This is a genomic window from Microtetraspora malaysiensis (assembly GCF_001528665.1).
In the GTDB taxonomy this organism is placed as follows: domain Bacteria; phylum Actinomycetota; class Actinomycetes; order Streptosporangiales; family Streptosporangiaceae; genus Microtetraspora_A; species Microtetraspora_A malaysiensis.
Map to the genome: position 1 here is coordinate 101,243 of NZ_BBYJ01000038.1, position 13,389 is coordinate 114,631.

Annotated in this window: 12 protein-coding genes; 5 read left to right on the forward strand and 7 right to left on the reverse strand. The window is 71.8% G+C overall.

Going from position 1 to position 13,389, the window contains the following annotated elements; translation table 11 throughout:
* Nucleotides 1–23: 23 nt before the first annotated feature.
* Entirely contained in the window at nt 24–677 is a 654-nt protein-coding gene (locus AWQ71_RS36510) for a response regulator transcription factor (RefSeq protein ID WP_067142845.1), read from the reverse strand.
* A gap of 137 nt (nt 678–814) precedes the next feature.
* Between AWQ71_RS36510 and AWQ71_RS36515 the strand changes: the two genes are divergently transcribed.
* Nucleotides 815–2,245 carry an amino acid permease gene (locus AWQ71_RS36515; protein WP_067142849.1) on the forward strand — a complete coding sequence of 477 codons (1,431 nt, stop codon included), beginning with the start codon at nt 815–817 and terminating at the stop codon, nt 2,243–2,245.
* A gap of 79 nt (nt 2,246–2,324) precedes the next feature.
* On the opposite strand, the gene AWQ71_RS36520 is transcribed toward AWQ71_RS36515, so the two are convergent.
* Complete coding sequence (locus tag AWQ71_RS36520) at nt 2,325–2,972, reverse strand: NAD(P)-dependent oxidoreductase (protein WP_067142852.1); 648 nt, start codon at nt 2,970–2,972, stop codon at nt 2,325–2,327.
* A gap of 102 nt (nt 2,973–3,074) precedes the next feature.
* On the opposite strand from AWQ71_RS36520, the gene AWQ71_RS36525 reads away from it, so the two are divergent.
* Nucleotides 3,075–3,446, forward strand: coding sequence for a winged helix-turn-helix transcriptional regulator (locus tag AWQ71_RS36525; protein ID WP_157570794.1), 372 nt, complete (start codon nt 3,075–3,077; stop codon nt 3,444–3,446).
* A 50-nt stretch (nt 3,447–3,496) separates the two neighbouring features.
* On the opposite strand, the gene AWQ71_RS36530 is transcribed toward AWQ71_RS36525, so the two are convergent.
* A complete protein-coding gene (locus AWQ71_RS36530) occupies nt 3,497–3,934 on the reverse strand; it encodes an NUDIX hydrolase (protein WP_218002106.1) in 438 nt (145 codons plus the stop codon).
* A gap of 293 nt (nt 3,935–4,227) precedes the next feature.
* On the opposite strand from AWQ71_RS36530, the gene AWQ71_RS36540 reads away from it, so the two are divergent.
* On the forward strand, nt 4,228–5,172 hold the full coding sequence (locus tag AWQ71_RS36540; RefSeq protein ID WP_439650389.1) for a GNAT family N-acetyltransferase: 945 nt from the start codon (nt 4,228–4,230) through the stop codon (nt 5,170–5,172).
* 102 nt (nt 5,173–5,274) lie between these two features.
* Here AWQ71_RS36540 and AWQ71_RS36545 read toward each other — a convergent pair whose 3' ends face one another.
* Nucleotides 5,275–5,844 carry a PadR family transcriptional regulator gene (locus AWQ71_RS36545; protein ID WP_245658872.1) on the reverse strand — a complete coding sequence of 190 codons (570 nt, stop codon included), beginning with the start codon at nt 5,842–5,844 and terminating at the stop codon, nt 5,275–5,277.
* Nucleotides 5,845–5,898: 54 nt separating this feature from the next.
* On the opposite strand from AWQ71_RS36545, the gene AWQ71_RS36550 reads away from it, so the two are divergent.
* Both AWQ71_RS36550 and AWQ71_RS36555 read left to right on the forward strand, forming a co-directional pair.
* Complete coding sequence (locus AWQ71_RS36550) at nt 5,899–7,077, forward strand: FAD-dependent monooxygenase (RefSeq protein ID WP_067142864.1); 1,179 nt, start codon at nt 5,899–5,901, stop codon at nt 7,075–7,077.
* 114 nt (nt 7,078–7,191) lie between these two features.
* Complete coding sequence (locus AWQ71_RS36555; RefSeq protein ID WP_067142867.1) at nt 7,192–7,686, forward strand: SRPBCC family protein; 495 nt, start codon at nt 7,192–7,194, stop codon at nt 7,684–7,686.
* Nucleotides 7,687–7,738: 52 nt separating this feature from the next.
* Here AWQ71_RS36555 and AWQ71_RS36560 read toward each other — a convergent pair whose 3' ends face one another.
* The 3 genes from AWQ71_RS36560 to AWQ71_RS36570 form a co-directional block, all read right to left on the reverse strand.
* Nucleotides 7,739–8,620, reverse strand: coding sequence for a M23 family metallopeptidase (locus AWQ71_RS36560; RefSeq protein WP_245658874.1), 882 nt, complete (start codon nt 8,618–8,620; stop codon nt 7,739–7,741).
* 164 nt (nt 8,621–8,784) lie between these two features.
* On the reverse strand, nt 8,785–9,984 hold the full coding sequence (locus tag AWQ71_RS36565) for an FAD-dependent monooxygenase (RefSeq protein ID WP_245658876.1): 1,200 nt from the start codon (nt 9,982–9,984) through the stop codon (nt 8,785–8,787).
* A 116-nt stretch (nt 9,985–10,100) separates the two neighbouring features.
* Nucleotides 10,101–13,178 (reverse strand): AfsR/SARP family transcriptional regulator, encoded by a 3,078-nt coding sequence (locus AWQ71_RS36570; protein ID WP_067142975.1) that lies wholly within the window; start codon nt 13,176–13,178, stop codon nt 10,101–10,103.
* Between the last annotated feature and the right edge of the window lie 211 nt (nt 13,179–13,389).

Here is a 13,389-nt window from a genome sequence, read left to right on the forward strand (position 1 = left end):
CCGGTTCGCGCGACGAACGGAGGTCACAGAGGGCGGGCGTACCCCATCTCCCAGGCCCGTACGGCGATGCCGACCCGGTTCCGCACGCCGAGCTTGCGCTGAATGCTCGCGACGTGGGTCTTGACCGTGCCGGGCGAGATGAACAGCTCGGCGGCGATGTCGGCGTTGGTCTTGCCCTCGGCCACCTGGCCGGCGATCTCGATCTCGCGCTCGGTCAGCGGCTCGGGCAGCGGCGCGTGCCGGGGGCCTGAGTCGGTGACGTGCTTCAGCAACCGCACGGTGACGGAGGGGCTGATCAGGCTGTCCCCGGCCACCGCCGCCCGGACCGCCTCGATGAGAAGCGTCGGCCCCGACCGCTTGAGCAGGAAGCCGGACGCGCCGTGCCGCAGCGCCGGGTAGACGTACTCGTCCAGGTCGAACGTCGTCACCACCACCACCTTGACCGGCGACGCGACGTCGGGACCGGCGAGCAGGCGGGTCACCTCCAGCCCGTCCATCCGCGGCATCCGGATGTCGACCAGCGCCACGTCCGGCTGGAACCGCCGGGCCATCTCCACCGCGGTCACGCCGTCGGCGGCCTCGCAGACGACCTCGATGTCCGGCTGGCTCTCCAGGATGCGGCGCAGGCCGCGCCGCACCATCTCCTGGTCGTCGGCGATCAAGACTCGTATGGCCATCCGCTCATTCTGGCCGGTCCCGCCACCGCGCGCGGCGGCCGAGCCGCACGGGGACACGCGGGGGGAACGTCCGGCACCGCCGCGACCGCAGGTGGGAGCATCGGACGGGTCTGTGATCATCGCTCGGGGGATGCGCTATGGGGAGGCTCCGGCCCGGAACGGGCGTGCTGCGCCGCAAGCCGATCGAGCTCGTCGACGAGACGCCGGGCGAGGAGTCGGTCCAGCTCACCAAGGTGCTCGGCCTGTGGCAGCTCACCGCGATCGGCGTGGGCGGCATCATCGGCGCGGGCATCTTCACGCTCGCGGGCACCGTCGCCAACAGGACGGCCGGGCCCGCCGTCGTGGTGTCCTTCCTGATCGCCGGGATCGCGAGCGCGGCCGCCGCCTTCTCCTACGCCGAGTTCGCCGGGCTGGTGCCGAAGGCCGGGTCGGCCTACACATACGGATATGTCGCCCTCGGCGAGCTTCCGGGCTGGTTCATCGGCTGGGACCTGCTGCTGGAGTACACGGCGATCGTCTCGGTCGTGGCGATCGGGATCTCGGGCTACCTGTCGTTCCTGCTCGGCGACGTGGGCCTGCACCTGCCCGCGTGGATGCTGGGCGCCCCGGGGACGGGCGAGGGGCACCGGGTGGACCTGTTCGCCGCCGCCCTCTGCCTGCTGATCGCCTACCTGCTGACCCTCGGGATCAAGAACGCGGCGCGGTTCGAGACCGTCGTCGTGGTGGTGAAGGTCGCGGTGGTGCTGCTCGTCGTCATCGTCGGCTTCTTCCACGTGGACGCCGCCAATTACACGCCGTTCTTCCCGTACGGCGTGGGCGGGGCGGTGACGGGCGCGGCGACGGTCTTCTTCGCCGTCTTCGGCTACGACGCGATGAGCACGGCCGCGGAGGAGTCCAAGGACGCCGCGCGGCACATGCCCCGGGCGATCATCTACTCGCTCGGCATCGCGATGGTGCTGTACGTCCTGGCCTGCCTGGTGTTGACCGGGATGCAGCATTACACGCAGATCGATCCGAGAAGCGGCTTCTCCTCGGCGTTCCTGTCGGCGGGCCTGCGCCGGCTCGCCGACGTCATCGCGGCCGGGGCGATCATCGGCATTCTGACCGTGATGTTCACGTTCATGCTCGGCGTCACCCGGGTGTGGTTCGCGATGAGCCGGGACGGCCTGCTGCCCCGCTGGTTCGCCAGGACGCACCCGACCCGGCACGTGCCCACCCGGGTGACCTGGCTGGTCGGCGCCGGCTCCGCCGTCATCGCGGGGCTCGTGCCGATCGGCGAGGCCGCCGAGCTCACCAACATCGGGATCCTGCTGGCCTTCGTGGTCGTGTGCGTCGCGGTGATCGTCCTGCGCTACCGGCGGCCCGACCTGCCGCGCACCTTCCGCTGTCCGGGGATGCCCGTGGTACCGGCGCTCGGCGCCCTCTTCTCCCTCTGGTTGATCACGTATCTGCACTGGGAGACGTGGGCCCGGTTCGTGGTCTGGTTCCTGATCGGGCTGGTCGTCTATTTCGGCTATTCGTACCGGCATTCGACCCTGGCCGGCCCCGCCGAGGCCGGCCGGCCCTGACCCCCGCCCGGCGAAGCGGGCTTCGCGAGGACCGGAGCTTCCGGACTGCGCGGCGAGTCTCCCGACCCGCCCGCCACCGTCAGCCCTGCTCGACACCCAGGTGCGTACGGCTGTGCGTCGGGGTGTCGATCTCGTCGAGCAGCGCGATCGCGAAGTCGGCGTAGGAGATGCGGCTGTCCATGTCCGCCGGGGCGATGCGGTAGCGCCCGGTGCGCCCGCCGCCGTGGTCGAAGTCACCGGACGGGCTGATCACCAGCCAGTCCACGGGCGTGTCCGCGGAGCGCAGGGCGTCCGTCCCCGCGCCGTGCCCCAGGCAGAAGTCGCGGTACTCCTGCGGATAGCCGGGCATGTCCATCAACCGCACGCCGGAGGAGTTCTCCAGGACGGAGGCGAGGCCGACCGACAGCAGCCGCGCCACGCCCGCCCGGGCCAGGCCGTCGAGCAGGGCGCGCGTCGCGGCGGGGAAGTGGACGTTCGGCGGCGCGGCCAGATCGGCGGCGGCGTTGACGACGGCGTCGTGTCCCGCGGCGAGCCGTGCGACGCCGTCCGCGTCGGTGACGTCGCCCGCGACGAGTGTCACGCCGTCCCACAGCCCGTCGTTCCCCTGGTCGCGGTACTTGGCCGGGTCGCGGACGACGGCGGTGACCTCGTGACCGCGTCGGCGGGCCTCGTGGACCGTCGCCCGGCCGGCCCTTCCGCCTGCACCGAAAATGATGATTTTGCTCATCCGAATTACCTCGTCCGTGGAAGGCCGGATCTGATCTCCAGCCGCTGCGCGGACGCTATCCGGTGACGTGGTTACCATCGGGATACCGGTTAGCGTGGGGCCGTGCGAGAGCCCCTCGATCCGGACATGTTCGACCCGGTCTGCCCCTCCGACCTCACACCGATCCGCTTCGGCGACAAGTGGTACGGCATGATCGTCCGGTGCCTCGAACACGGGCCGCGGCGCTTCTCCGAGCTGCGGGTCCCTCTGCGTGGCATCTCCGCGAAAGTGCTCACGCGGTCGCTCCGCGCCCTCGAACGGGACGGCATGGTGGTCCGCACCGAACATCCCGGGCCGGTGCGGCAGGTCGAGTACGAGCTGACCCCGCTCGGCCGCAGCCTCCTCGAACCGATCGCCGCCGCCCACACCTGGGCCGAGGAGCACTGGGAGAAGCTGCTCGACGCCCGCGAGGCCGCCGCCGGCCGTCCTCGGTGACGCCGATCGCGACAGCCAGGCACCCTGGCACCAAGGCGGCCGCCCCCGGCTCAGCCGGGGAGCAGACCCGATCGGACGAGCAGCGGGACGACCTGGTTGCGGATCGCCGGGGCGAGCAGCGGCGCGTACCGGTCGGAACCGCTCGTCCAGCCGAGCGCGGCCAGTTCGGCGGCGATCCGGGGAGCCCGGTCGATCGCGGCGGTGAAGACGGTCAGGCGCATGGGCACGCCCTCAAGCGCGGCCACGTCCCGCACCCGGGCCAGCGGCGCGACCTCGGTGGGCGTGACGCCGATCTCCTCGTCGAGTTCTCGGATCAGCGCCTCCTCCGCGCTTTCGCCCGGCTCCGGCTTGCCGCCGGGCAGGTAGAAGACCTCCGGGGCGGCCTTCTTGCTGACGATGAGGAGGCGCCCCTCTTCGATGATCGCCGCCGCCGACACGTCGATGCCCGGCGCCGGGTTTCCGGCGATGCTGTCCGTTTCCTGCCACACGACCCGCCATCTTCTCAGACGGCGCCGATGGAGGCCGATGGGGACAGAACGGCTGGATCCGGTCGGCACGGGCGGCATGGAGGCCCCGGAGGACGCACACGGAAATCCGGTTGCCCGGGCGTACGGGGAGCGGATAGAACTACTCCCGATTCTCCGGCCGGCGACGACCGGCCCCGCTGACGGAAGGAGGGGTGAGCCGATGCGTGCCATGACCATCGTGCCGGTCCCCTCCCTGGAAACGGCCGCGCGCTGACCCAGGGGCGACCTGGCACACCTCATCGAAGGAACGTGCCGTGATTCACAACGACCTGACAATGCGCCCGATCACCGGGCGCGAAGAACTCGACCTCTTCACCCGGCTGTCGTACAAGTTCGACCACGAGCTGGCCGACGACCTGGACGCCGGCCGCCGCAGACCGGAGTGGATGTGGATGGCCCTGCGGGGCGATCGCCTTCTCGCCAGGCTCGCCTGGTGGTCCCGGGGCGCGGGTGAGCCGCCGTTCATGCTCGACATCTTCGACCTCGACGCCACGCTGCCCGAATCCGAGCGCCTCGACCTCGGGGTCCGGCTGGTGGAGACCGCCACGGCCGCGGTCATACCGCCGGACACCCCACGGACGGAGTACGCCCGGTTCGTCCCACCCGCGTGGCGCGACGACGAGACGACCCGCCGCGCCGTCGAGGGTCCCATGACCGCCCTCGAGCGGACCGGCGCCCGGCTGCTCGTCGAACGGCTGCGCATCGAATGGCGACCGGGGACCCCGATCCCCGAACCGAGCGGGCGGCTCAGGTTCCGGCCGGTGCGCGGCCGGGACGAGCTCGTCGAGCTGATGGCCCTCGTCCTGGAGGGCACGCTCGACGCGCACAGTCATGCCGACCTGGCGCAGATGACCCCCGCCCAGGCGGCGTCCGCGCAGTACGACGACGAGATGGTGCGGTACAAGAGCCCGCGGGAGTGGTGGCAGACGGCGACCACGCCCGACGGCGATCCCGTGGGCTTCGTCATCCCGGCTCTGAACAACTACAACGCGATCATCGCCTACATCGGCGTGCTGCCCGCGTACCGGGGCAACGGCCACATCGACGATCTGCTCGCCGAGGGCACGCGGATCCTCTCCGCGCAGGACGTCCCGCGGATCCGCGCGTCCACGGACGTCGGGAACGTCCCGATGGCACGGGCCTTCGAGCGGGCCGGGTACGTCAACTTCGAGCGTGAGCTCAACATGGTCTGGAGCTGACGCGCGTCCGGGCCGGGACAGACCAACGCGTTCGTCCCGGCCCGGACGACCTGTCCGCAGGCCGCCGAACCCGGCCGTGTCCAGCGCCGCCGACCGGCTGGATCAGAGGCGGAAATCCCAGTCGATCCGGCCCGCGCGCAGATCGTCGGTGAGGCCGCGTATGTACTCCAGCTCGGCCGTGAGCACGCAGCGCTGGTATTCGGTCTCCACGAGGAAGACCCGCTTCAGGAACTTCCCGACCTCCTCCATCTCGGCGTCCGCCGCGGCGAGCCGTCGCTCAAGGGCGGTGACACGCTCCCGCAGCGCGGCCTCGACCTCGTCGGGCGTGAGGACGGGCAGGAAGGCGAGCGCGGCGGGGAACTCGGGGAACTCCCTGGCGGGGGTGGAGAGCATGGTCCGCATCCACTCGCGCAGGGTCTCCCGTCCCGCCTCCGTGGGCTCGTAGACCGTGCGCTCCGGGCGGTTCTCCTCCCGCGAGGTCTCCCGTACCGCGATGAGTCCGGCCCGGAGCAGCCGGTCGATGGTCTGGTAGACGCTGTTGCGCTGCGCGACGTTGACCACGTCGTCCTTGTGCCGATCTTTGATCATCTGCTGCATGCGGTAGGCGTGCATCGGCTCTTCACAGACCAGGGAGAGCAGCGCCATGGCCAGGGGAGACCGCCTCGTCGACATGCCGGACATCGTATCGGCCTGGCGCCTCTTAGTCATGGTATGTATATTCAAATTATGACTAACGCACTCATCATCGGCGGCGGCATCGCGGGCCCGGTCACGGCCATGGCCCTACGGCGGGCGGGCATCGACAGCGACGTCTTCGAGGCGTACGACCACGGCTCCGACGGCGTCGGCGCCTTCCTCACCCTCGCGGTCAACGGGCTGGAGGCCCTCCGCGTCCTCGACCTGCGCGACCTCGTCTGCGACCTCGGCATGGACTCACCGCGGATGCGGATGAGCAACGGCCGCGGCAAGGAGCTGGCCGCCGTCCGGCAGCCCGGCCGCACGGTCAGGCGCGCCGACCTCTACCAGGCGCTGCGCGACGAGGCCTTACGGCGCGACGTGCGCATCCACTACGGCAAGCGGCTCGTCGACGCGCAGATCACTCAGGACGGCGTGCGCGCCGTCTTCTCCGACGGGAGCACCGCCGAGGGCGATCTGCTGATCGGCGCCGACGGCCTGCGATCGCGCACCCGCGCGATCATCGATCCCGGCGCTCCGCGCGCCCGGCACGTCGGGCTGCTGAACACGGGCGGCTTCGCGCGCGGCGTCACGGTGCCCGGCGAGCCGGGAACGTACTACTTCGTCTTCGGGAAGAAGTGCTTCTTCGGCTACCTGATCCACCCCGACGGAGAGGTGTGGTGGTTCGCCAACCCGCCGAGCCGCGAGGAGCCGACCCGGGAGGAGCTCGCCGCGATCACCCCGGCGCAGTGGCGGGCCCGGCTGAAGTCGCTGCTCTCCGGCGACGCCGGGCCGATGCTCGACATCATCGACGCCACCGAGCACATCATCAGCGGCTGGAACACCTACGACTTCCCGACCGTGCCGAAGTGGTTCAACGACCGCATGGTGATCGTCGGCGACGCCGCGCACGCGACCTCGCCGTCGTCCGGTCAGGGCGCCTCCATGGCGATCGAGGACGCGGTGGTGCTGGCCAAGTGCCTGCGCGACGTCCCCGAGCTCCCCGCCGCGTTCGCCGCCTTCGAGGGACTGCGGCGGGAGCGGGTCGAGCGCATCGTGGCCCACGGCAAGCGCAGCGGGGACGGCAAGGCGCCCGGAGCGTTCGCCGCGCTCCTCCGCGACCTCGTCCTTCCGACGATCATGCGGCAGGTGGACAAGAAGAACGCACTGGCCTGGATGTACGACCACCGGATCACCTGGGACGACCGCGTCCCCGCCCCGTCCCGGTGACGACGGCCAAATCGAGAGCGGCGGAGCAAATAGAGAGCACTGCTCTTGACGAGATCGGGCAATTGAGAGAGCATTGCTCTCACAACGAAGCACTGATCCGAAAGGGAGCCCGCCATGGCGAGCACGCTGTTCTACTCGGGCCCGGCGCTGACGGTCCTGCACGACGAATACGCCCGCCACGGCCGCGTCGACCCGAACGCCCAGCTCGTCTCCTCGTCCGGCATCGTCGTGGACGCCCCGGTGGAGCGGGTGTGGGCGGTGATGGCCGATCTCGCCACCTGGCCGCGCTGGGCCTCGAATCTGGAGATCGTCGAACTCTCCGACGTCCGGCCCGGGGCTCCCTTCCGGTGGAAGCTCAACGGCGTCGCGCTCCGGTCGCGCTTCGCCGTCGTGGCCCCGGAACGAGAGCTGACCTGGACCGGCGTGTTCTTCGGCTACAAGGCGGTGGACCGGCACGTCCTGGAGCCGCTGGACGGCGGGCGGACCAGGATCACGGTCGAGGAGTCGCTCGCCGGCCCGCTCCTGCCGCTCTTCTACAGCGAGCGCAAGCTCCGGGCCAACCACGAACGCTGGCTGGCCGAACTGAAGGCCGCCGTCGAGAAGGCGTAGGACCCGAACCGGGCGCGCGGCGCACGCGGGGCCGCGCGCCCGGGAGGCGGCGTCAGCCGCAGTGCCCGAACGGGCTGTCGTACCGGGCGGACTCGATGGAGCCGCCCCACTTCACACAGGTGCGGGCGGCCGCGGCGCTCACCGGTCCGGCGTAGTACTGGAAGCTCCCGGAGTCGGTCTGCCGGCTCTTGCCCTTGACCTCCAGGTAGGCGCTGACCTTGGCCTTGCCCGTGCCGCTGGCGCGCAGGGTGACGACGCAGTTCTTTCCGGTCGCCGCGGAGTACATCAGGACGACACGGCCGTACGTGGCCAGCGGCGCCGAGTCGATCGCCTTGTAGCCCGCGCCGCACACCTGCTCCGCGCTGTACGGGTTCGAGCCGGTGGCCGGCTTGGAGGGGGTCGGCTGTGGCTTGGCGGGGGCCTTGGACGGCTGCGGCTTGGAGGGGGCGGAGCCGCCGCCGCAGTTGTTGGACGTCACCTTCTGGCCGGGGTACTTGAAGGTGGCGCCGTCGAAGACGGCCGGGACGATTTTCCCGGACGACGAACGCTGCTCGTAGTGCAGGTGGGCCGCGACCTTGTACTTGGCCGAGCTCTTGCCCACCTCGCCGATCTGCTGCCCCTGGGCCACGGTCGCCCCCGCTGCGACCATGCGCTTGTTCAGGTGGGCGTAGAGGGTCGTGCTGCCGTCCGAGTGCCGGATCTTGATCAGGTTCCCGTAGCCGTTGCCGGTCTGGTACGCGGAGATCACGACGGTGCCGGCCGCCGCGGCCACGACGGTCCGTCCGAGGTCGCCGTCGCCGTCGTTCGCTCTGCCGTTGAAATCGATCTCGTTTCCGGTGTGCGCGTAGCTGCCGCTGCTTCCCACCCAGGTCTCTTTGCAGGGGAAGGGCAACTGGAAGCCGGGAGCGGCGGCGCGAGCCGTCGCACTTGCCACCCCGGAACTCCCCAACGCCACCACGGCACCACAAATGCCAATCGTAACGATCTTCATTCGCATAACGGGTAAGGCTGCCATTTCACCGCCAACGCGTCTAGATCGTTTGACGAATATTCAGCCGTTCCACAGCCCTCCGTCGTTCCGAGGCGCCTGACCGGCGGTCATCGGCGGACAAGCGCGCGATAGTCCTTGAGCGTGATGTCGGTGGCGTATTTGTCGGTCATCTTCATCATCAGCGAGAACAGGAAGCCGGCCTTGAAGATCCAGTTGCGCGCCCGGATCCCGCGCCGGGTGCGCGGTGCGAGAAAACGGCCCGCGTTGCCATTCTTGGCGATCTTCGCGTAGTCGCGGAACCCCTCCTCGTAGCGCCGGAAGGCGACCTGGTGATTTCCGCCCGCCTCGGCCAACTCGCCGGCCAGCACGTACGCGCCGACCATGGCGAGCCCGGTGCCGAAGCCGCCCAGCGTGTTGCCGTACGCGGAGTCTCCGAGCAGCACCACGCGGCCCTTGGAGTAGTGGTCGATCCGGACCTGGCTGATCGAGTCGAGGTAGACGTCGTCCGCGTGCCGGACCGCTTCCATGATCTCAGGCGTCCGCCACCCCATCCCGGCGTAGGCGTCCCGCAGGATCCGCTTCATCTGCTCGGCGTCGTAGCGGTCGTAGTCCAGGCGCGGCGAGGCGAAGGCGAAGAAGGCGGCCGCCGCGGGACCGCCGGTGGAGACCAGCCGGCCGGGCTCGTTGTACATCGTCGCCCTCGCCCCGAAATCCCCCTGTACGTCGACGAGGCCGTAGTAATAGCCGAGGAAGTGGACGTAGTCCGGCTCGGGGCCGAACACCAGGCGGCGGACGTTGGAGTGGATGCCGTCCGCGCCCACGACCAGGTCGAAAGTACGCGGCGCGCCGCGCTCGAACGTCACGTGCGCCCCGCCCGGCGTCTCGGTGATCGAGGTGATGGAGTCGCCGAAGACGTACTCGCAGCCGGCGGCGACCGTCCTTTCGTACAGCAGCCGGGACAGCTCGCCGCGCCGGATCTCCAGCTCGCCGCCGGTGAACTCGCCGGGAATCACCGTCAGCCTGCGGCCGTTCGCGTCGACGATGTCCTGGTCGGTGCCGCCGGTCTGCAGCCGCCGTACGTCCTCCAGGATGCCCATCCGCTCCAGCACGGTCAGGTGGGTCTCGCCCTTGAAGTCGACGGCCTGGCCGCCGAGACGCAGCGCGGGGGCCTTCTCGACCACGGTCACGGTGAAGCCGTAACGGATGAGCCAGTGGGCCAGCGCCGGACCGGCGATGCTCGCGCCGGAGATCAGGATGTGGGTGTTCGTCAGGCCGTTCGTCCCGGCCACGCGGTTCGTGAAGTTCATGCGTTCAGCGTCGCCGGGAGCGCTGACAGGCCATGGACACTCCGCTGACAGCCCGGAACCGCGGCTGACAGCCTTGGACCGCCGCCGTCAGCGCTCCGCGCGTACGGCGGGCCGGGTCAGCCGAGAGCCGCCCACACCCCGGCGCGGTCGAGCGCCGCCCCCCGCGCGTACACCGCCGCGAACGCCTCCGCGCCGATCGCCTCCGTGGCCCGCGCCGCGATCCCGGCCACGTCGGGGTCGCCCGTGACGGCCGTGCCGCGCAGCGCCGTACCGGCTCCGAGCAGGAACGCGGCGCGCTCCGCCGCGCCCTCGATCAGGGCGAGTCCGGCCTGCCCCTCCACGACGTCCGCGAGGTCCGTCGCCGGAACCGCGGACGCGAGAGCGAGCGCCTCGCCGTGCCGGACCCGCGCCTCGGCGAGGTCTCCCTCGGCCTGGGCCAGCCATCCCAGCGCGGTGAGCGTGCATATCCGGGTGGTGTCGCCCACGTAGGTGCCGGGAATGACGCCGTCCAGCGCCTCCATGTAGCGGGCGCGCGCCTCGGCGTGATCGCCGTGCAGCCGGGCCAGGTCGCCCCAGCCCAGCGCGACCAGCGCCGGCCGGTGGGAGCGGCCCGCCCGGCGGGCCAGCTCGGCGGCCCGCCGCAGGTCGGCGGCCGCTCCGTCCGCGTCACCCTCGCGAAGCACGGTGCCCGCCCGCCGGCAGAGCACGTCCACCATCTCCTCCAGCGCGCCGAGCTGCTCGTGCAGATCGAGGGCGCCGGCCCACATCTCCCGGGCTCGCGCCCGGTCGCCTCTCCAACTGGTGATCGTCCCCAGCCACTCGAACCCCTGCGCCATCCCCCAGCGCTCGCCGGCGGCCTGAAAGCCCACCAGGCTCGCCGCGAGCAGCCGCTCGGCCTCGGCCACCTCGCCTCCGAGCAGGCTCATCGTCCCCTGTCCCAGCAGCACGACCGCCCGGCCCCACGGGTCGGAGCCGAACTGCCGCGTCCGGACCGACCCCGGCTCCGGCGGCCCGGCCACCATCCCCCACATGACCGCCGCGAACGGATACCGCAGTTCGTGCCCGAGCGACCCCATGATCTCGGCGGCCCGCGTCCACTGCTCGGGCAACACGTCCGGCACGGCGGCGAGCACGCAGAGGACGTACTCCTCCTCCAGGCCCGGCGGTGGTTCCGCCGCCGGGCCGCCGAGCCGTACCAGCAGGTCGAGGGCGGACGCCGTCGCCTGCCCGCGCCGCCCGCTCAGCCACCGGTACGCCGACAGGGCGGCGATCAGCCGCAGCGCCGTCTCCGGATCCGCCGGTACGGCATGGCGCAACGCGGCGTCGAAGTTGCTGTGCTCGGCGGAGAGCCGGGCCAGCCAGTCGAGCTGCTCGGCCCGCCGCAGCCAGGGGTCGGCGCGCCGCGCCAGGTCGAGGAAGTACGCGGCGTGGGCGTCGCGCAGCCGCCGCTCCTCCCCCGCCTCCGCCAGCCGTTCCGCGCAGAACAGCCGGATCGTGTCGAGCATCCGATAGCGGCCGCCGCTCGCCTCGACGAGGGACTTGTCCACCAGGTCGGCCAGCACCTCGGCGGGCCCACAGATCCGCTCCACCGCCTCCAGCGACGCGCCACCCGAGAACACGGAGAAACGCCGGGCCATCGCCCGCTCGTCGGCGCTGAGCAGGCTCCAGCTCCACTCCACCACCGCGTGCAGCGTCCGGTGGCGTTCGGACGCGGTGCGGTCGCCGCGCGACAGCAGCGCGAACCTGCCGTGCTCGCCCAGCCGCGCGGCGATCTCCGCCACCGTGAACGAGCGGACCCGCGCCGCCGCCAGCTCGATGGCGAGCGGCAGCCCCTCCAGAGCCGCGCAGATCTCGACGACCTCGGGCGTCATCGTGAAGCCCGGCCGTACGGCGGCGGCCCGGTCGGCGAACAGCCGTACGGCGGGGTAGACCGCGGCGCGGTCGAGGTCCGCCTCCGGCGGAGCCACGGCCAACGGCGTCACCGGAACGAGCATCTCGCCGGTGAGCCCGAGCGGCTCGCGGCTGGTGGCCAGGACGGCGAGCCCCGGGCAGTCGTCGAGCAGGCGACGGACCAGGACGGCGGCCGCGGCGATCACGTGCTCGCAGTTGTCCAGGACGATCAGGAGCTCACGGTCCGCGAGCGCGGCGGCGATCCGGTCGGCGGCGTCGAGGCGCCCGGCGTCCGGCGACCGCAACCCCGTCTCCCGCAGGCCGAGGGCGCCCAGGACGGCCTGCGGGACCTGGCCGCCGCCGTCGAGCGGCGACAGATCGACGAAGCGGACGTCCCCGCCCCGGCGGCGGGCCGTCTCGATCGCCAGCCTGGTCTTGCCCGCGCCTCCGGGACCGGTCAGCGTAATCAGCCGGGCGTCCCGGAGCGCGCCGAGCCGCTCCAGCTCCGCCGCCCGGCCGACGAAGCTGGTGAGCTGCGCGGGCAGCCCGCGGCCCGCCACCCGCTCCGGGCGCTGCTCGGCTCCCCGCAGGATCGCCAGGTGGATCTCGGCCAGTTCGGGCGAGGGGTCGGCCCCGAGCTCGTCGGCGAGCAGCCGCCTGGCCTCCTCGTACACGGCGAGCGCCGCCGCCTGCTGGCCCGACGCGTGCAGCGCCCGCATGAGCTGTCCGCGCAGCCGCTCACGCAGCGGGTACGCGGCCACAAGCTCCCGCAGCTCGGCTGTCGAGGCGCCCTCGGGAAGGGCCAGCTCGGCCTCGACGAGATCTTCCCGCGCCTCCAGCCGCGCCTCTTCAAGGCGGGCCGTCCGCGGTGGCGCGAAGGGGGCGTCGCCGACGTCGGCCAGCACGGGACCCCGCCACAGCGCCAGCGCGTCCCGGAGCGACCTCGCCGCGTGTTCGTGGTGACCGGCGGCCAGCAGCCGACGTCCCTCGCGGGCGAGCCGCTCGAAGCGGTGGGCGTCCACGTCCTCGGGATCGACGGCGAGCCGGTAGCCGCCGCCGTGGAACTCGATCAGGCCGGGCGGCAGGGCGCGCCGGAGCCGGGAGACGTGCGCCTGGATCGCGTTGGCCGCGCCCGCGGGCGGGTCGTCACCGTACTGGCCGTCGATCAGCCGGTCGATCCCGACCGGCCGCCCGGCGTCGAGCAGCAGCATCGCCAGAAGCGCGCGCGGCCGGGCCCCGCCGACGGAGACCGGTTCCCCCTCGGGCGTCCGCACCCGTAGCGGCCCAAGGATGCCGAACTGCACGACGCCGATTCTGCCGCATTCCACTTGTTTCCGGGCGAGCGGCTTTCCCCCGGCCCAGCTAATCGGCCGCCCTCACCTCCTCCCTGCGGCCCGGCCACTCGGCCGCCTTCACCTTTCCCGCGGGCCGCCGGAGGACCGCGTCGGCGGCTGCCGATCTACGTCCCCGCATCTGCCGATATGTCAGGACGGGGCGGAAGCGGGCGGACTACGC